Annotated in this window: 11 protein-coding genes; 6 read left to right on the top strand and 5 right to left on the bottom strand. The window is 45.4% G+C overall.

Going from position 1 to position 20,951, the window contains the following annotated elements:
• Positions 1–236: 236 nt before the first annotated feature.
• From rimP to truB, 5 genes are all read left to right on the top strand, one after another.
• Entirely contained in the window at positions 237–692 is a 456-nt protein-coding gene (gene rimP, locus A1QO_RS16540) for a ribosome maturation factor RimP (protein WP_017035435.1), read from the top strand.
• Between the two features lie 38 nt (positions 693–730).
• Positions 731–2,218 (top strand): transcription termination factor NusA, encoded by a 1,488-nt coding sequence (gene nusA / locus A1QO_RS16535; protein WP_017035434.1) that lies wholly within the window; start codon positions 731–733, stop codon positions 2,216–2,218.
• Between the two features lie 21 nt (positions 2,219–2,239).
• Positions 2,240–4,936 carry a translation initiation factor IF-2 gene (gene infB, locus A1QO_RS16530; protein ID WP_017035433.1) on the top strand — a complete coding sequence of 899 codons (2,697 nt, stop codon included), beginning with the start codon at positions 2,240–2,242 and terminating at the stop codon, positions 4,934–4,936.
• Between the two features lie 106 nt (positions 4,937–5,042).
• Entirely contained in the window at positions 5,043–5,462 is a 420-nt protein-coding gene (rbfA, locus tag A1QO_RS16525; RefSeq protein WP_017035432.1) for a 30S ribosome-binding factor RbfA, read from the top strand.
• The gene (truB, locus tag A1QO_RS16520) at positions 5,462–6,412 is read left to right on the top strand and encodes a tRNA pseudouridine(55) synthase TruB (protein ID WP_017035431.1); all 951 of its coding nucleotides are present in this window, start codon (positions 5,462–5,464) and stop codon (positions 6,410–6,412) included. Before rbfA ends, truB begins: the two co-directional genes overlap by 1 nt.
• Before the next feature lie 123 nt (positions 6,413–6,535).
• Here truB and A1QO_RS16515 read toward each other — a convergent pair whose 3' ends face one another.
• The 5 genes from A1QO_RS16515 to gltB (A1QO_RS16495) all read right to left on the bottom strand — a co-directional run bounded on the left by A1QO_RS16515 (position 6,536) and on the right by gltB (A1QO_RS16495) (position 19,382).
• Positions 6,536–6,967 carry a DUF1499 domain-containing protein gene (locus A1QO_RS16515; protein ID WP_026026521.1) on the bottom strand — a complete coding sequence of 144 codons (432 nt, stop codon included), beginning with the start codon at positions 6,965–6,967 and terminating at the stop codon, positions 6,536–6,538.
• 94 nt (positions 6,968–7,061) lie between these two features.
• A complete protein-coding gene (locus A1QO_RS16510) occupies positions 7,062–8,474 on the bottom strand; it encodes an FAD-dependent oxidoreductase (protein WP_017035429.1) in 1,413 nt (470 codons plus the stop codon).
• 17 nt (positions 8,475–8,491) lie between these two features.
• Positions 8,492–12,955: a glutamate synthase large subunit gene (gene gltB, locus A1QO_RS16505; protein WP_017035428.1), complete on the bottom strand. Its 4,464-nt coding sequence runs from the start codon at positions 12,953–12,955 to the stop codon at positions 8,492–8,494.
• A 410-nt stretch (positions 12,956–13,365) separates the two neighbouring features.
• Positions 13,366–14,835 (bottom strand): glutamate synthase subunit beta, encoded by a 1,470-nt coding sequence (locus tag A1QO_RS16500; RefSeq protein WP_017040865.1) that lies wholly within the window; start codon positions 14,833–14,835, stop codon positions 13,366–13,368.
• Positions 14,835–19,382, bottom strand: a complete 4,548-nt coding sequence (gene gltB, locus A1QO_RS16495; RefSeq protein ID WP_017035426.1) for a glutamate synthase large subunit — start codon at positions 19,380–19,382, stop codon at positions 14,835–14,837. Before gltB (A1QO_RS16495) ends, A1QO_RS16500 begins: the two co-directional genes overlap by 1 nt.
• A gap of 551 nt (positions 19,383–19,933) precedes the next feature.
• On the opposite strand from gltB (A1QO_RS16495), the gene A1QO_RS16490 reads away from it, so the two are divergent.
• Entirely contained in the window at positions 19,934–20,878 is a 945-nt protein-coding gene (locus tag A1QO_RS16490; RefSeq protein ID WP_017035425.1) for a TIGR01212 family radical SAM protein, read from the top strand.
• Positions 20,879–20,951 lie beyond the last annotated feature (73 nt).

Genomic DNA, 20,951 nt, shown 5'->3' with positions numbered 1-20,951 from the left:
TCGTCGGTTCAAATCCGGCTCCCGCAACCAATCCTTTATGGATTTTGTGGACAAGTTTGCGCAGTAATTCATTACTGTGAGTTAAAGATGCTTAATCTTTAACGAATCAAGGGTCCAGCAATAAAAAACCCCGACTATCGGGGTTTTTTGTTATCTAGCTTTTTAATTATAGCTAGGTTGTTGCTTGGGATTTAAATTGGGCTCTATGCCCTTTTTTTGTTTCTGGAGTGGTTTAAATGACTGGTTTAGAGAGACAACTTACTGACATGCTTGATGCTCCGGTATCTGCATCAGGCTATGAGTTAGTTGGATTAGAGTTTATTCGTGCAGGCGAGCATTCAACGTTACGTATCTATATCGATCATGCAAACGGCATTAACGTAGATGACTGTTCAGAAGTGAGTCGTCAAGTGAGTGCCGTTTTGGATGTAGAAGATCCAATTTCAGTGGCTTATAACCTAGAAGTGTCTTCTCCAGGTCTTGAAAGACCACTTTTCACTGCAGCACACTACGAACAGTTTATTGGTCACGAGGTCAACATCGTTTTGAAAATGGCTGTCGAAAACCGTCGTAAATGGAAGGGTGATATTCACTCTGTTGATGGTGAGACAATTTCAGTCGTTGTTGAAGGTAAGCAAGAGAGCTTTGCATTGAGCAATATCTCGAAAGCAAACCTAATTCCTAAATTTTAGTTCTCCTAGAAAAATTTGAGCTTAAGAGGCTAGATAGAATGAGTAAAGAAATTTTAGCGGTAGTTGAGGCGGTTTCTAATGAGAAAGCCGTACCTCGTGAGCGTATTTTTGAGGCACTTGAAACAGCACTTGCTACGTCTACTAAGAAAAAGCATGCACTTGAAATTGAAGTTCGTGTAGAAATTGATCGCAAAACGGGTGAGTTTGACACTTTCCGTCGTTGGGAAGTCGTTGAAGAAGTAGAAAACCCAACCAAAGAAATTTCATTAGAAGCAGCACAATACGAAGATGAAACTTTGACTATTGGCGACTTCGTTGAAGACGATATCCCTTCAGTAACGTTTGACCGTATTACAACACAGACAGCGAAGCAAGTTATCGTACAAAAAGTACGTGAAGCTGAACGTGCACAAATCGTCGAGCAGTTTATTGACAACGAAGGTGAACTTGTTACCGGTGTTGTTAAAAAAGTGAATCGCGAAACTGTGATTATGGATCTTGGTAACAATGCTGAAGCGGTTATTTTACGTGATGATCAACTTCCTCGCGAAAACTTCCGTCCAGGCGATCGCGTTCGTGGATTACTTTACGCAGTGAAACCAGAAGCGCGTGGCTTCCAGCTGTTTGTCACTCGTTCTAAGCCTGAAATGCTTGCCGAGCTTTTCCGTGTTGAAGTTCCTGAAATTGGTGAAGAGCTTATCGAACTAAAAGCCGGTGCTCGCGATCCAGGTTCACGTGCTAAAATTGCCGTGAAAACCAATGACCGTCGTATTGACCCTGTTGGCGCGTGTGTGGGTATGCGTGGTGCTCGTGTTCAAGCGGTTTCCGGTGAACTTGGTGGCGAGCGTATTGATATCGTTCTTTGGGATGATAATCCAGCTCAATTTGCTATCAATGCCATGGCACCAGCCGATGTTGCGTCAATCATCGTTGATGAAGATGCACACTCAATGGACATCGCGGTAGAACCTGACAACCTAGCTCAAGCTATCGGTCGTAACGGTCAGAACGTTCGCCTAGCTTCTCAACTTACCGGTTGGGAATTGAACGTGATGACAGTTGAAGATCTACAGAAGAAGCACCAAGAAGAATCTCAAGCGGCTGTTGAGAGCTTCATGAAGCACCTAGATATAGAGCAAGACTTTGCTGAAATGTTGTCTGAAGAAGGTTTCTCAACGCTAGAAGAAATTGCTTATGTCCCTGTTCATGAGCTGCTAGAAATTGACGGCCTAGACGAAGACATGGTTGAAGAGCTACGCAGCCGTGCTAAAGACGCACTGACCACTTTAGCACTGGCTCAAGAAGAAACATTTGACGGTGTTGAACCAGCAGAAGATCTGTTGGCTCTAGAAGGTTTGGAGCGTGAACTCGCGTTCAAACTGGCTGCTAAAGGTGTAGCAACACTAGAAGACCTAGCGGATCAAGGTGTTGATGAGCTAGAAGATATTGAAGGACTAACAGAAGAGCGTGCGGGCGAGCTGATTATGGCAGCGCGTAACATTTGTTGGTTCGGTGACGAAGAATAATTTCAGCAAGGAGGTAGCGGAATGACGCAACTAACAGTAAAAGCGCTAAGTGAAGAGATTGGTACGCCAGTTGAACGCTTAGTTGAGCAACTTGCTGACGCAGGCATGAAGAAAGCAAGCGGCGATCAAGTATCAGATGAAGAGAAGCAAAAGCTCCTCGTTCATTTAAAGAAAGAACACGGTGATACATCAGGCGAAACAGAGCCGACTCGTTTAACACTACAGAGAAAAACTCGCAGTACACTCAGTGTTTCAGCAAGTGGTGGTAAGAGTAAAGATGTTCAAGTAGAAGTACGTAAGAAGCGTACTTATGTGAAGCGCAGCACAGTCGATGATGAAGCTAAACGTGAGGCTGAGGAAGCAGCACAGCGTGAAGCGGAAGAGCTAGCGAAACGCGAAGCGGAAGAGTTAGCGAAACGTGATGCTGCAGAGAAAGCAAAACGCGAAGCCGAAGAGAAAGCAAAACGTGAAGCGGATGCAAAACGTAATGCGGAAGAAAAGGCTCAGCGTGCACAAGCTGAAAAGGCTAAAAAAGACATGAATGCAAAAAATGCTGACGTTAATACGCAAGCTAAGAAAGAAGCTGACGAACTAAAACGTCGTCAGGAAGAAGAAGCTCAACGTAAAGCAGAACAAGAAGCGGCAAAGCTTGTTGAAGAAGCTCGTAAACTCGCGGAAGAAAACCAAGAGCGTTGGAGCGAAGAAGAGAAAAAGAAAAAAGAGCAAGAGAAAACAGCTGATTACCACATCACGACTTCTACTTATGCTCGTGAAGCTGAAGATGCAGCGGATCGCAAAGAAGAAGGTGGTGGTAACCGTCGTAAGAAGAAGAAAAAAGCACCAGCAGCAACACCTGAGCGTAACGGTCGTAACCAGCGCGGTGGTAGAGGCGGTCGTAATAAAGGCAAATTGGCTAAACCAACGTCAATGCAGCATGGCTTTGATAAAACAGCAACGGTAGCAAAATCTGATGTTGCTATTGGTGAGACTATCGTTGTCTCTGAACTGGCAAGCAAAATGTCAGTTAAAGGCACTGAAGTTATCAAAGTGATGATGAAAATGGGCGCAATGGCAACCATTAACCAAGTTATCGACCAAGAAACAGCGGCCTTAGTTGCTGAAGAAATGGGTCACAAGGTTATTCTTCGTAAAGAGAATGAACTTGAAGAAGCCGTACTGGCTGATCGTGATAACGATGCGCTTGTTGAAGCTCGTGCTCCAGTTGTTACTATCATGGGTCACGTTGACCACGGTAAAACATCGACACTGGATTACATCCGTAAAGCACACGTTGCTTCTGGTGAAGCGGGCGGTATTACTCAACATATCGGTGCATACCACGTAGAAACTGATAACGGCATGATCACCTTCCTTGATACTCCTGGACACGCAGCGTTTACTGCTATGCGTGCTCGTGGTGCTCAAGCGACAGATATCGTTGTGCTTGTAGTTGCCGCTGACGATGGTGTTATGCCACAAACGGTTGAAGCGATTCAACACGCGAAAGCGGCGGGCGTACCTCTTATTATCGCTGTAAACAAAATCGATAAAGAAGATGCGAACCCAGACAACGTTAAGAATGAGCTATCTCAATACGACGTTATTCCTGAAGAGTGGGGCGGTGAGAACATGTTCGTTCACATCTCTGCGAAACAGGGTACAAACATCGATGGTCTTCTAGAAACTATCCTTCTACAGTCTGAAGTTCTTGAACTTACTGCTGTTAAAGAAGGCATGGCGTCAGGTGTTGTTGTTGAATCTCGCCTAGATAAAGGTCGTGGTCCAGTGGCGACTGTTCTTGTACAGTCTGGTACCTTGAATAAGGGTGATATCCTTCTTTGTGGTCAAGAATATGGTCGTGTACGTGCAATGCGCGATGAGAATGGTCAAGAGATCTTAGAAGCTGGCCCATCTATCCCTGTGGAAATTATCGGCCTATCTGGTGTTCCATCATCAGGTGATGAAGCAACAGTAGTACGAGATGAGCGTAAAGCTCGTGAAGTAGCGAACTACCGTCAAGGTAAATTCCGTGATGTGAAACTGGCTCGCCAACAGAAATCTAAGCTAGAGAACATGTTCTCTAACATGGAAGCGGGTGAAGTTGCAGAACTGAATGTGGTACTGAAAGGTGATGTTCAAGGTTCGGTTGAAGCGATTTCTGATTCACTGCTGAAACTATCGACTGACGAAGTTAAAGTGAACATCGTAGGTTCGGGTGTGGGCGGTATTACTGAAACGGATGCTACTCTTGCAGCCGCTTCAAACGCTATCATCTTAGGTTTCAACGTTCGTGCTGATGCAACGGCTCGTCGTACTGTTGATACTGAAAACCTAGATCTACGTTACTACTCAATCATTTACCAATTGATTGATGAAGTTAAACAAGCAATGGGCGGTATGCTTGCTCCAGAATTCAAGCAAGAAATCATTGGTCTTGCTGAAGTACGTGACGTATTTAAGTCACCTAAGCTGGGCGCAATCGCTGGTTGTATGGTTACTGAAGGCATCATTAAGCGTAGCAACCCAATCCGCGTACTACGCGAAAACGTGGTTATTTACGAAGGTGAACTAGAATCACTTCGTCGCTTTAAAGATGACGTTCAAGAAGTTAAGAATGGCTACGAATGTGGTATCGGCGTTAAGAACTACAATGATGTTCGCGCTGGTGACCAAATCGAAGTATTCGAAATCGTTGAAATTAAACGTACACTCGACTAATTGATAAAGTTACCCGCCTATCAAGGCAAGGTAATCGGTTGTTGAATGCACCATGGGGGGCTGGCTTTGGCCATCCCCCCATTCTTTCTATTTGTGAGAAATGATTATGTCAAAAGAATTTAGCCGTACACAACGTGTGTCACAGCAGCTACAAAAGGAACTCGCGATTATTCTTCAACGCGAAGTTCGCGACTCTCGTTTAGGGATGGTGACCATCTCTGACGTAGAAGTATCAAGAGATTTAGCTTACGCAAAAGTATTCGTTACTTTTTTATGTGTTGGCGACCAAACGCCAGAAAGCTGCCTAGCTGCTCTAAAAGAGCACGAAGTGCCAGTACGTATGGCACTGGGTAAGCGTATTCGCCACCGCCTCACGCCTGAAGTTCGTTTTACTTACGATGATACTTTAGTTGAAGGTATGCGTATGTCTAACTTAGTGAGCGAAGTATTAAACGAAGATAAGCGAAAGCAAACTGAAGCAGGACGTGACGAAGACGTAAATGGTTCTGAAGAGGAAGGCAAGTAATGGCTCGCCGTCGTAAGGGTCGTCCAGTCAACGGGGTTATCTTGCTCGATAAACCGACCGGCATTTCTTCTAACGATGCTTTGCAAAAAGTTAAGCGAATCTACTTTGCTCAAAAAGCGGGCCATACAGGCGCGCTTGATCCTTTAGCAACAGGAATGCTTCCAATTTGTTTGGGGGAAGCGACCAAATTTTCTCAATTCCTATTGGATTCGGATAAGCGTTACGTTGTTAAAGCTAAACTTGGTGAACGTACCAACACCTCTGACTCAGATGGTGAAGTCGTAGAGACTCGTGAAGTTAACGTCACACGTGAGCAGCTTGAACGCTGTGTCGCGAGTTTCAAAGGTGAAACAGACCAAGTTCCTTCCATGTTCTCTGCACTGAAACACCAAGGTCGTCCACTTTATGAGTACGCTCGTGAAGGGATCGAGGTGCCACGTGAATCACGTAAAATCACCGTTTACTCTATTGTTCTGCTTCGTTTTGAAGGCGATGAGATCGAGATGGAAGTCCATTGCTCAAAAGGCACTTACATTCGAACCATCACGGATGACCTCGGTGAAATGTTGGGCTGTGGTGCTCACGTTACTTATCTGCGTCGCACAGGCGTTGCCAAGTATCCGTATGAGAAGATGGTAACATTAGAGCAGCTTAATGAGTTGTTAGAGCAGGCTGAGCGTGATGAAGTTGCCCCTAGAGAGTTGCTTGATCCACTGTTAATGCCAATGGATACAGCGGTAGAAGATCTACCCGAAGTAAACATGAATGCTGAGCTGACGGATCTTGTTCAACATGGCATGCCTGTTCAGATCTTTGGTGCGCCAGCGGAAGGAACCGTGCGGATGACCAGCGGAGATGAAAAGTTATTCATCGGTGTTGCTGTGATTGATGATAACGGTAAAGTCGCTCCGAAGCGTCTGGTTGTGTTTACAGAAGAAGAGTCAGCCTAGCCACTCTCATAGATTGTAAATAGTTGCTAGTCGTCGCTGTGCGGTGATATTAAAATTAAAAAAGTCGAAGCTTAGCTTCGACTTTTCTATTTCTTGAAATCTATCTCTATGGAGATCATCGCGCTACATGATCAATTGAGCTGAGAATAACATCGCTCTTAACTCCTCGGCTCGATCTCTATTGACGCCGAAGTCCGAATAACCGATTCGAGATTCAGAACGAACCATGAGTGTTGTACCGCTGAGTTTGAGTTCGAGATCATCAGTGAAGCGAAGGATGCTTGAAGTGCATTCGATTCTGAGATAATTCCCTTCTTTTTCCGCTGTTTTAGCGCCAGAAAGCTGTAAAGCAACCTCTTCAATGTCATCGATACTGGCTGTGCTTTTGAGCTGAAAGGCGATAAGGTGGTGCTGCTCTCTATCATCTTCAGTTGAAACACAATTAGGGCTATCACCGCAGGGTAAAGCAGTACGATCAATCATATTCCTTGCCCCTTGGCTACACGCTGTCAGTAAGGTGAGGATTGATAAAGCGAAGATACAGGCTCGTAACATAGTGTTATTCCAATAAGTTATTGGTCAATAAGAAAAATAAAGGACCCGACTAACGGATCCTATAGAGTATGGCCTAAAAAATCTACAGGTCAATCTACACTTCAAGATAGTCTAGAATGCCACCTGCTGCTTTTCGGCCTTCATCAATGGCAGTGACCACAAGATCGGATCCTCTTACTGCATCGCCCCCAGCAAATATTTTTTTGTTACTCGTTTGATATTGAAACGCTTGATCGGAAGGTGCTTGTATTCTTCCCCACTGATCGAGGTCTACACCAAAGGGTTGTAGCCAAGGCATTGAGTGAGGTTGGAAACCAAACGCCATAATGACAACGTCAGCCTCTAAAGTATGTTCACTGCCTTGAACAGGTTCTGGTCGTTGGCGTCCGGCATCGTCAGGTTTTCCGAGTGCCGTTTTAACCACCTTGATACCCGTTACGTGCCCAGTATCGTTCACTTCAATACCAAGAGGTTGAAGGTTAAACATAAAATTGACACCTTCTTCTTGTGCATTTTTCACTTCTCTACGAGAGCCGGGCATGTTTTCTTCATCACGTCGGTAGGCACAGATAACGTTATTAGCACCCTGTCTAATGGACGTTCTGACACAGTCCATCGCGGTGTCACCGCCTCCAAGAACGACTACGTTTTTACCAGACATATCGATGTATGGTTCAGGAGTGGTTAGGTTCATTATCTTATAGGTATTCGAAATAAGAAATGGTAGCGCATCATAAACACCTTGAGCATCTTCGTTAGCCAACCCCGCGCGCATATTTTTGTAGGTCCCAACACCGATAAAGACGGCATCATAGTCGTCAATGAGCGATTGCATTTCGATGTCTTTACCTACTTCAATATTGAGCTTGAATTCAATTCCCATGTCACTGAATATTCGACGGCGATTTTCCATTACCCCTTTTTCGAGCTTGAAAGAGGGAATACCAAACGTCAAAAGCCCCCCGATTTCTGGGTAACGATCATAAACAACTGGCTTAACACCATTGCGGACTAACACATCAGCAGCAGCAAGACCCGCTGGGCCCGCTCCAACGATGGCGACTTTTTTATCTGTCCATTCCACGTTAGACATATCGGGCGTCCAGCCCATTTCAAATGCTTTATCGTTAATGTACTTCTCGATATTACCGATGGTGACAGCACCAAAGTCTTCATTGATGGTACAAGATCCCTCACAGAGTCGATCTTGGGGGCAAACCCGACCACAAACCTCAGGCAAGCTGTTAGTTTGATGAGAGAGCTCTGCCGCTTCGATAATGCGGCCTTCATTCGCCAATTTTAGCCACTGAGGAATGTAGTTGTGAACTGGGCACTTCCATTCGCAATATGGATTGCCGCAGTCTAGGCAGCGGTCGGCTTGTGCCTTAGCTTGCTGTTTTGTAAAGGGTTCGTAGATTTCAACGAACTCTATCTTACGGATTTTGACGGGTTTTTTCGCTGGATCTACGCGATTCACGTCAATAAATTGGTATATGTTCTGGCTCATTATTGGGCTCCTTCCAATTATTGTGCTTGAACACGTAGTTCTGCAGCGCTTCGACTTTGATGGCCTAACAGCGTTCGCAGATCCGCGTTTTGGGGTTTAATTAAGTAGAACTTCGGAATCCATTCATCAAAGTTACTTAAAATATTCTCGGCATGGCTAGAGCCAGTTTCCGCAAGGTGCTCATCAATTAAACCACGAAGATGCTCTTGGTGTATGACCAGTTCAGAAAGCGAAATCGCCTCTACCGATTCATTATTCACTCTGCCTTGGAAATCATCGTTTTGGTCCAGAACATAAGCAAATCCACCGGTCATACCTGCGCCAAAATTGACACCTGTCGCGCCTAAAATAGCAACAATGCCTCCTGTCATATATTCACAAGCATTGTCGCCGGCACCTTCAATGACAGCGATCGTACCAGAGTTGCGCACGCCAAAACGTTCACCGGCCGTTCCAGCAGCAAACAGCTTTCCTCCGGTAGCACCGTATAAACATGTATTACCGATGATGGTGGCTTCATTACAAATGAAAGTTGTTCCGGTATGAGGTTTTATGACAATTTTTCCGCCAGCCATTCCCTTGCCGACATAATCGTTAGCATCACCGGTTAAGTAAAGCTCAACACCTCCTGCATTCCACACCCCTAAAGATTGCCCTGCGGTACCATTCAGGTGCAGTTTTATTGGGGTAGCAGCTATGCCTTGATTGCCATACTTCTTGGCGATTTCACCAGAGAGCCTTGCCCCTATTGAGCGGTCAGTGTTGATTACATCGTAGTAAAGGTTAATGGATTGCTGCGATTCGAAGGCATCTTTAGCTTGCTCGAGAATCTTTTGGTTGAGCTCTGCGGTATCAAAGGGGGCATTAGGCTCTGTCCAGTAAAGTGGATGGTTTTGTGGTGACACTGGCATCTCTAAAATATGAGAAAGATCCAGTTTGCTTTGTTTGGCAGTTAACCCTGAAGCGGCCTCAAGTAAGTCGGTTCTACCAATCAAATCAGTGAGTTTTTCTACGCCGAGTTCAGCAAGGTGCTCACGGACTTCTTCGGCAAGACCGATAAAGTAATTAACCACCATTTCAGGTAGCCCTTTGAAGTACTCTTTTCTAAGCGTCTCATCTTGGGTAGCAACCCCTGTCGCACAGTTGTTTAGGTGACAAATTCGTAAGAACTTACAACCTAGCGCGACCATTGGAGCCGTACCAAAGCCAAAGCTCTCAGCGCCTAAAATAGCGCCTTTAATGACATCTAGCCCCGTTTTTAATCCACCGTCGACTTGGAGGCGGATTTTATGACGAAGGCCATTGGCAACAAGCGCCTGTTGAGTTTCAGCAAGACCTAATTCCCACGGGCTACCTGCGTATTTTACTGACGTTAATGGGCTTGCTGCTGTGCCACCGTCGTACCCAGAAATCGTGATTAAATCGGCGTAGGCTTTTGCGACGCCGGTTGCGATTGTCCCAACACCAGGCTCTGAAACCAGCTTTACAGATACTAAGGCATTCGGGTTCACTTGTTTCAAATCAAAAATAAGCTGAGCCAAATCTTCGATGGAATAGATGTCATGATGCGGAGGAGGGGAGATTAAGGTCACCCCTTGAACCGAATAACGAAGCTTGGCGATTTCCGCGGTTACTTTATGACCTGGAAGCTGGCCACCCTCGCCGGGTTTTGCGCCTTGCGCTACTTTTATTTGTAGAACATCAGCATTCACTAGGTAATGTGGCGTGACACCAAATCGGCCTGAGGCGATCTGTTTGATTCGTGAGTTACGGTTTGTTCCGAATCGACGAGGGTCTTCGCCGCCTTCTCCAGAATTCGAGTAGCCCCCCAGTTTATTCATTGCAATAGCGAGTGCTTCATGCGCTTCAGGACTTAACGCACCAATAGACATGGCCGCCGAGTCAAAGCGCTTAAAGAGTTCAGTGTCTGGTTCAACGCTGTCTAGCGGTAGTGGAACATCAGCTCCCTTTAGTTTCATCAAGTCACGTAACATCGCATTAGGGCGCGTATTGACCTGTTTAGAATAGTGTTGATAGTCGGCTATTTCACCGGTTTTGACCGCTTTTTGCAGGGTACTGACAACATCAGGGTTGTAGGCGTGAAATTCACCGTCATGCACATACTTTAACAGGCCCCCATGATCGATAGGCTTACGTTTCGCCCACGCTTTTTGAGATAGATTGAATAGATCTTGTTGGAAGTCGTCAAAGTTTGCCCCTTGAATGCGTGAGGCAACACCACTGAAGCAAAGTTGTACAATATCTTGATGTAATCCGACGGCTTCGAACAGTTGAGAGCATCGATATGAGGCAATGGTCGAGATTCCCATTTTCGACATGATTTTGTACAGGCCTTTATTGATCCCGTATTGATAATTTTGCATGACGTCGCGGTAGCTTTTATTAATCGCACCATCATCGACAATTTTGCCTAAGGTTTCATAAGCAAGATAAGGATAAATAGCGGTGGCGCCAAAACCGATCAAAACGGCAAATTGATGGGGGTCGCGAATTGCCCCTGACTCAACGATGATATTAGTATCGCAACGCAAATTTTCGTTTGCCAATCGAGTTTGTACTGCCCCAACGGCCATTGCAGCAGGGATCGGTAGTTTGCCTTTCGTCAACACTCGATCAGATAGAACAATCAATACATTGCCGTTTTTTACTGCTTCAACACTGGCATCGCAAAGTTGGGTAATCGCTTGTTTTAAATCGATTTCTGTCGGTTCGTAGTTAATGTCTAACAGGCAATGTGCATAGTATTTTTGGTCTAGGTTGAGCAGTTGCTGCATATCGGAGTAGAGCAGCACTGGAGAGTCAAAACTGACTCTATGGGCATGACCGTCCGTTTCACAAAACACATTCATCTCTTGGCCGATGCTTGTCGCCAGTGACATGACATGCTTTTCACGCAAAGGATCAATGGGTGGGTTGGTCACTTGAGCAAATTTCTGACGGAAGTAATCGGTGACTAGGCGAGCTTTAGAAGATAACACAGCCATTGGTGTGTCGTCGCCCATGGATCCTGTCGCTTCTTGGCCCATATCACCGAGTACACGGAGTACTTGGTCAACTTCTTCATTGCTCATAGCAAACTGTTTCTGATAGGTTTTTAGCTGATCTTCATTCAGCGTGCGTTGCCCTACTTGTGTATCTAAAAGCTCTGAAAAAGGCGTGAGTTTGTGGACATTTTTTTCCATCCAGCTTTTATATGGGTGGCGACTTTTGAGATCGTTATCAATTTCACTGGACTGCCACAGTTTGCCTTTTCGGGTGTCAATCACCAGAAGCTCACCGGGGCCAACACGCCCTTTTTCAGCCACTTCATCTGGTGCGTAATCCCATATTCCGACTTCTGACGCTAATGTAATGAGTTTATCTTTGGTAATGACATAGCGAGCTGGGCGTAGGCCGTTTCGGTCAAGGTTACAGGCAGCGTATCGCCCATCGGATAAAACAATGCCTGCAGGTCCATCCCAAGGTTCCATGTGTTTGGAGTTGAAATCATAGAAAGCTCGAAGATCAGGATCCATATCGGGGTGATTTTGCCAAGCGGGCGGCACAAGCATTCTCATTGCTCTGAATACATCCATGCCTCCTGCTAAAAAGAGATCAAGCATGTTATCTAGGCTAGATGAGTCGGATCCTGTTTCATTAACAAAAGGAGCGGCGGTTTGAAGGTCAGGCAGCAATGGTGATGAAAACTTATAAGCACGTGCTTTCGCCCATTGGCGATTTCCCTCAATGGTATTGATCTCGCCATTATGAGCAAGGTAGCGAAAAGGCTGCGCTAATGGCCAGCGAGGCTGAGTATTGGTAGAGAAACGTTGGTGGAATAAGCAAATAGCCGATTCCATTCTAAGATCGGCAAGATCGAGATAAAACCGAGGAAGATCCGCCGGCATACATAGCCCTTTATACACCATAACTTGTGTCGATAAGCTACAGATATAAAACTCGTTATCGTCTGTGATCTGTTTTTCTATGCGTCGACGAGCGATGTACAAGCGTCTTTCTATGTCTCTTTCACGCCAACCCGCGGGAGCCGAAACAAAGACTTGTTGGATGTTGGGCAAGGATTCATTCGCGATAGGGCCGAGAACGTCTGAGTTAGTTGGCACCACTCGCCAACCTGATACGGTCAGTGTTTCTTTTGCCAGTTCGCTGTTGATAATTGCTTTGGCACGTTCATATTTGGTGCTGTCTTGACTAAAAAAGATCATACCAATCGCGTATTGACGGCTGAGGTTAAAGCCTTGTTCTTCAGCGATGAGGCGCAAGTAACTGTCGGGTTTTTGTAGCAGGAGTCCACATCCATCTCCTGTCTTTCCATCGGCGGCAATACCACCTCGGTGGGTCATGCGGTCTAATGCGGAAATAGCGGTGCGAACGAGTTTGTGGCTTGGCTCGCCTTCCATATGCGCGATCAAACCAAACCCACAGTTATCTTTCTCAAGACTTGGATCATATAAAGCCATTGCAATTCTCCCTTTGCTTCTCTGTCATCCAGACAGTAAATGACTAACTACTCATGATTATTGCTATAAGTGTATTTAGATATGCAATCAAATGCCTTCTAGAGTTAACAAGTTTTATCAATTCTGATATCGATTGATTCACAAAATATAGGTTATTGTAAAAAAGGTCAAGTTATTGGATAAATATCATGTTGTAGTGAGATTTACCACGTAATACTCTGAAAATATACTTTCAATTCATGAGGATAAGAATGGTTTATTTACATTTTACCAACATGTTTTGTGTGTTTTTGGGAGAGGAAAACAAAAAAAGCCAGCATCGGGTGCTGGCTTAATATCATAAGTGATGTGATAGGTCTGATAGAGGTAAACAGACAGAAATCGCGTGATTACCTCCTCATTCGGCTTGCCTAGTTAGCAAGCATTAATGAATCTGCTTTCGCTTCTAAGTTGGAGTTACCCATTAAGAAGTTATCAATAGCAATGGCACATTCACGACCTTCGTTAATACAACGAACTACGAGAGACTGGCCTGTACGCATATCACCAGCAGCGAAAACGCCTTTCTGGTTGGTTGCGTAGCCTTCAGAAGCCACGTTACCACGATCATCCAGTTTAATGTCGAGCTGAGCTAGGACACCGGTTGGCTCAGGGTGCAAGAAGCCCATCGCTAGGAATGCCATATCACAAGGAATCACACGTTCAGAGTTAGCCACTTCATCAAATCCAGGGCGCTCGCCTGGTTTCGCGTCTTGCCAAACGATGTCTGCAATACGTAGACCCGTGACTTCACCTTTGTCGTTGCCAATAAACTCTTTGGTCAGAATATTCCAATGACGTTCACAACCTTCTTCATGTGAAGTGGTGGTTTTCATGATCATTGGATATTGAGGCCAAGGCATATTAGCAGGGCGTTTTTCTGGCGGGACCGGCATGATCTCTACTTGAGTAATGCTGGCTGCTTTATGGCGGTTTGATGTACCCACACAGTCTGAACCAGTATCACCACCACCGATAACCACAACGTGCTTATCTTTAGCGTGAATCTCTTCCGTTTTTAGGTCGAGATCATTGGCACGACGGTTATTTTGGCCAAGGAACTCCATGGCAAAGTGAACGCCTTTCAGTTCACGACCTGGAATTGGTAAGTCGCGTGGAACCGTAGAACCACCGGTTAGCAATACCACATCAAACTCTTGACGCAGTTGTTGAGCGTTAACATCAACACCGATGTGCTGGTTAACTTTAAACTCAACGCCAGCTTCTGCCATTAGATTGATCTTACGATCAATCACGTCCATACCCAGTTTAAAATCTGGAATACCGAAACGCAGTAGACCGCCAACTTTTTCGTCACGTTCAAATACCGTCACAGAGTGACCTGCACTGTTTAGCTGCTCAGCAGCGGCTAAACCCGCAGGACCTGACCCGATAATTGCAATGGTTTTTCCTGTACGAGCACGTGGTGTTTTCGGTTTTGCGTACCCTTCACGGTACGCAGTTTCTACAATGGTTTTCTCGATGTTACAGATGGTGATTGGGTCTTGGTTGATGCCAAGAACACAAGCACTTTCACAAGGAGCAGGACACACTCGACCTGTAAATTCAGGGAAATTATTGGTTGAGCTTAAGATGTTCCAAGCTTCTTCCCAGCTGTCACGGTAAACCGCATCGTTAAATTCTGGAATAATGTTGCCGATTGGGCATCCGTTATGACAAAACGGAACACCACAATCCATACAACGAGAGGCCTGCGTACCAATTTTCTCACCAAATTCTTCGTTTAGAACGAACTCTTTGTTGTCTTCAATCCGCACTGATGGGTCTAACTTCTTTGGAAGCTCGCGACCATGTTCTAAAAATCCAGTAGGCTTACCCATTATACTGCCTCCACTTGTTCCGTTTGTGCCTGTTGTGCTTCAGCTTTACGTCTTTGAAGAACCGCTTTGTAATCACGTGGCATGACTTTAACCAGTGACGCAATATTAGCTTCAAAGTTGTTTAGGAAAGACTGAGCAACTTCACTTCCTGTGAATTCAACATGCTTAGTTAGCATTTCTTTAAGCAGCGTTTTGTCTTCTGCTTCGATTGGATCTAGGTCGACAAGTTCAGCGTTTAACTTAGTATTGAAGTCTCCTGCCTTGTCCCAAACATAAGCGACACCGCCACTCATGCCGGCAGCAAAGTTACGACCTGTTGAACCAAGAATAACAGCGACACCGCCAGTCATGTATTCACAACCGTGGTCACCGACACCTTCAACAACGACTTTTGCGCCCGAGTTACGAACACAGAAACGTTCACCAGCCATACCGCGGATGTAAGATTCACCAGACGTCGCACCGTAGAAACATACGTTACCCACCACAATGTTATCTTCAGCGATAATCGTCGATTTGGCATCTGGGTACAGTACTAACGTACCGCCAGAAAGACCTTTACCCCAGTAATCATTAGCGTCACCTTCGACTTCGAACTTAACGCCTTTCGCGAGGAATGCACCGAAAGATTGGCCCGCACTACCGTGGAACTTAACGTTCATTGGTTGTGGTAAACCTTGGTCTTTGTAAACCTTCGAGATTTCGTTCGACAGCATGGTACCCGCAGAGCGATCCGTGTTGATGATAGGGAAGGTCGCGTTCACGGCTTCGCCTTTCTCAAGTGCTGGAATGGCAGCTTGAATCAACTTACGGTCTAGTACGTCTTCTAGGTTGTGATTCTGTTTTGTCTGGTTGTAGATACCGTCTTCAGCACGAGCCTGCTCAATGTGCAGTACTGGTGTTAGATCTAGGTTCTTGTACTTCCAGTGACCGATGTCATCACGAACTTTCAGTTTGTGAGATTGTCCTACCATTTCGTCGATAGAACGGAAGCCAAGTTCAGCCATCACTTCACGTAAACCTTCAGCCATGTATTGGAAGAAAGTCACGACGTCTTCTACGCGGCCGTCGAAACGCTCACGAAGAGTTTTGTTCTGTGTTGCGATACCAACAGGACATGTATTTTTGTGACACTTACGCATCATGATGCAGCCTTCAACAACAAGTGCTGCTGTTGCTACGCCCCATTCTTCTGCGCCAAGTAGCGTTGCTACGGCAAGGTCACGTGGTGTTTTCATCTGACCATCAGACTGAACAACGATACGGTTACGTAGGCCGTTTTTCAGTAGTGTTTGGTGCGTTTCCGCTAGACCCAGTTCCCAAGGCAGACCTGTGTGACGGATAGAAGACATCGGAGATGCACCCGTACCGCCATCAAAACCTGCGATAAGTACAACGTCAGCTTTCGCTTTCGCTACGCCTGATGCAATCGTACCTACGCCTGCTTCCGATACCAGTTTTACGTTTACACGGCCATTACGGTTCGCGTTTTTCAGATCGTAGATCAGCTGAGCCAAATCTTCGATTGAGTAGATATCGTGGTGTGGCGGTGGAGAGATAAGACCTACGCCCGGAGTCGAGTGACGCGTTGCGCCAATCCAGTCATCAACCTTATCACCAGGTAGTTGACCACCTTCGCCCGGTTTCGCACCTTGAGCCATCTTGATCTGAAGTTCATCAGCGTTCGATAGGTAGTAAGATGTTACACCAAAGCGACCAGAAGCCACTTGTTTGATAGCTGAACGTTCCCAGTCACCGTTTTCTTTACGCTCGAAACGCGCTGGATCTTCACCACCTTCACCTGAGTTTGATTTCGCGCCAATGCGGTTCATTGCAACAGCCAGTGTTGAGTGAGCCTCATGCGAGATTGAACCGAAGCTCATAGCACCGGTTGCAAAACGAGTCAGAATTTTTTCAATCGGTTCTACTTCTGCTAGAGGAATAGAGCCTGCTGGGTTCTTAATGAACGCTAATTGGCTACGCAATGTTGCCGCGTTATCGCCTTGGTCATCAACGGCTTTTGCGTACTTCTTGAACTGTTCGTAATCTTTGTTACGCGTCGACTCTTGAAGTAGAGAAATCGTTTCTGGATTGAATAAGTGCTTCTCGCCGCGTTGTTTCCACTGATAAACACCGCCCACATCAAGGATCTGAGCTGGGATTTCACGAGCTGGGTAACCAACACGGTGACGAACCAGTACTTCTTTCGCGATATCATCGATCGTTAAACCTTGGATACGAGAAACAGTACCCGTGAAGTATTTTTCAACCACGGATTTGCTGATACCAAGGGCTTCAAAGATTTGTGCACCGTGGTAAGACTGCAGCGTAGAGATCCCCATCTTAGAGAAAATCTTCAGTAGACCGCCGTTCACGCCTTTACGGTAGTTATCGAATAACTCACGTGGGTGTACGGTTGGATCGAGCTTCTTAATGCGTTGCAATTCAACAATCGTTTCAATAACGAGGTATGGGTTGACTGCGTTCGCACCGTAACCGATTAAGGTTGCAAAGTGGTGCGTTTCACGAGCGTCGCCCGTTTCAACAACGATGTCACACTTAGCACGTAAACCTTTACGGATTAGGTGGTGGTGAACTGCGCCAACCGCCAGCATTGCTGGGATGGCAGCGTGGTTAGAGTTAACCGCACGGTCAGTCAGTAGAATAATAGAATAGCCATCAATCACGGCATCTTCAGCATATTGGCAGATACGCTTAAGCGCACGCTCTAACTTACCTTCGTCCCCATTTGCTTGGAATACGATATCCAGTGTCTTCGCTTGAAGATGCTCGTTGTCGATTGCACGCAGTTTTTCTAACTCTGAGTTAGAAAGAACTGGAGATTCAAGCTCTACTTTTTGGCAGTGTTCAGGTGTTTCAGCAAGTAGGTTCTGATCTTTACCTAGGTAAGTGTTCAGAGACATAACCATACGCTCACGAATCGGGTCGATCGGCGGGTTAGTGACTTGTGCAAACAGTTGCTTGAAGTAGTTTGATAGGTGCTGAGATTGGTGAGAAAGAATCGCTAACGGCCAGTCTGCCCCCATTGCTGAAAGAGGCTCGTAGCCTGTTTTTGCAAGAGGAAGAATGATCTCGTTGACTTCTTCAGAACTCACACCAAACGATTGTTGTTTGTGTAGAAGCTTTTCTGGAGAAGGCTGGCTGAATTCGTTACTTGCATCTGGTAGCTTTTTCAAGCTCAGAAGATTCTCTTCAACCCACTTTTCATAAGGCTGTGCACTTGCGATGCCGTCTTTCACTTCTTCATCAGAAATGATGCGACCTTGCTCAAGGTCAGCAACGAAGATACGACCAGGCTGCAGACGACCACGGTATTCAACGTTCTCTGGTGCGATTTCAACTACGCCAGATTCAGACGCCATCACTAGGAAGTCGTCTTTAGTTACTGTGTAGCGAGAAGGACGCAGACCGTTTCGGTCAAGTGTTGCACCAACTTGAACACCATCGGTGAAACATACTGACGCAGGGCCATCCCATGGTTCCATCACGTTCGCGTGGTACTGGTAGAACGCACGACGAGTTGGATCCATGTTTTTGTTTTCTTGCCATGCTTCAGGAATCATCATCATCAATGCATGTGGCAGGCTACGACCAGATAAAACTAGGAGCTCAAGTGCCATATCAAAGTTTGATGAATCTGAACTGCCTTCCTGACAAATAGGAAGAAGCATGTCGATTTCAGCTTTGGTGAAAAGATCAGATTCAATGATCGCTTCACGAGCTTTCATCCAGTTCAAGTTACCACGGACCGTATTGATTTCGCCGTTATGAGCGATGTAACGGAAAGGTTGAGCTAGACGCCAGCGAGGGAATGTATTGGTAGAGAATCGAGAGTGAACCAAAGCTAAAGCGGTCACCATCGTTGGGTTTTGAAGGTCTAGGAAGTACTGAGGAACCTGTTCCGTCGTTAACTGGCCTTTATAAACCAGAGTCTTGTATGACATTGAGTTGATGTAGAAATCATCCCCAATGTTAGACACACTTTCTAGGCAAACTCGAACAGTATAATTACGCAGCACGTAAAGCTTACGCTCTAGCTCTTCAGGTGTCGTACTCGGGCCACCTGTAATGAAGACATGTTCAAATTGAGGCTCAGTGCTTAATGGATCAGCACCAATCATAGAGTTGTCTGTCGGCAGCTCGCGGTAGCCTAATACTTCCAGTTCCAAGCGTTGAGCATTACGCTCAAGGATGTCACGACACTGAGCACGTTTATGTTCATCTTTAGGGAAAAGTACAACACCAACACCGTATTTTTCGAAAGAAGGTAGCTTGATACCCAGCGATACTGATTCTTCGAGTAAAAATTCATGAGGCTTTTGCAGCAAAATACCCGCACCGTCACCTGAGCAAGGATCGCAACCTTGACCACCACGGTGTTCCATACGCGCTAGCATATCGAGTGCTTGAGTTACTACATCATGAGATTTACGGTTTTTTAAGTGAGCAACAAAACCGATACCACACGCATCATGCTCCAATTCCGGAGTATACATGCCCTGTGCACTCTGCTCTCTATCTACCATAGATACATCCTTCCAGTTTAATATCGACGCAACATCGCTAAGTCCAACTTAGTGTTGAGTCTGTTCCTTTATTTTTATGAATCTAAACCAACCAGTGTGATTGGTCTGAGTCCTTTCCGTCTCTCGCTGAAATATATGGCGAGAAAAACATTCCTTAGTGATATCCAGTTGTTTCAAATCACAATCCAGTGACTTATATAGGTGGGAGGTTGGATTCACCGATTAATCCGCAACTAATCGTGTAATTAAGAATACAAATTAGGCGCTATTGTGTAAGTATCCTACAATTTTGTCGAGGCTCATTGCAATGAAAACTGACGCTTGTAGACCATTTTTTTAGTTAAAAAATGCATATTATAGTTAACATTTGTGCAACAGGAGGTTTTTTTACCAACATTTATGCATGTTTATTGATTTTTGATAGTTAATCTCAATATGCAGGCCATTAATATGCGTGACTTTATCTTGCAGGGATGTAATTAATTTTCAGTAATCGAATTGATAATAGTTTCGATTGCTAGCGTTTTAGCAAACACAGATATGGTCGGTTTATGCAGTTACATGAGTTGGTTAATACCATTGGTCAAGATTTACAACGCAGATATGGTGAAAAAGTTCACAAGCTAACATTGCATGGTGGCTTTAGTTGCCCCAATAGAGATGGAACGATTGGACGAGGCGGCTGTACATTTTGCAATGTGTCTTCATTTGTTGATGAGGAGACACAGGTCAAAGGCATTGTGGAACAACTTACGGATCGTGCAGGAGAAGTGAAGCGAGCGCGTAAATATCTGGCTTATTTTCAAGCCTACACCAGCACATACGCCGAAGTACAAGTCCTTAGAAATATGTATGAAGAAGCGCTCAAGGCGGCTGATATAGTGGGTTTGTGTGTTGGAACTCGACCTGATTGTGTCCCTGATTCGGTGTTAGACCTACTGTCTGAGTACGTGAATAAAGGTTATGAAATTTGGCTTGAACTTGGGTTGCAAACCGCCAGTAACAAGACGTTAAAACACATCAATCGAGGCCATGATTTTGAATGCTATTCTGAAATTACCCAGCGAGCTCGTTCGTTGGGTATCAAGGTATGCACACACCTGATTGTCGGTTTACCTAAAGAAACCCGAGATGACAATTTAGAAACGTTGGAAAAAGTACTTCAGGTGGGAACCGACGGAATAAAGTTGCACGGCTTACATATTGTTGAAGGCAGTACTATGGCGAAAGCTTGGAAAGCTGGAAAATTGACCGCGCCAGAGCTGGAGGATTACGTGTCTATCGCTAGCGAACTTATCCGTATGACACCACCAGAGATCATTTTTCACCGTGTTGCCTCCGCCGCCCGGCGACCAACATTGCTGGCCCCTCTATGGTGTGAAAATCGTTGGCTTGCGATGACCGAAATAGGTCGAGCCCTGGATCGTGATGGTGCTCAGGGCTCATTACTTAATCGGCCTTTTAGCTATTCTGCTCCTGTACTGACAAACTCATAGATCCGCGTTATGAAACAGAACCTAACTGCATAAACTAAGATTTATTTTATGCAGTTAGGTTCTTTTTGCTGTG

This window comes from Vibrio genomosp. F10 str. ZF-129 (assembly GCF_000287055.2).
GTDB lineage: Bacteria > Pseudomonadota > Gammaproteobacteria > Enterobacterales > Vibrionaceae > Vibrio.
This window is presented reverse-complemented; position numbering and strand designations above follow the sequence as displayed.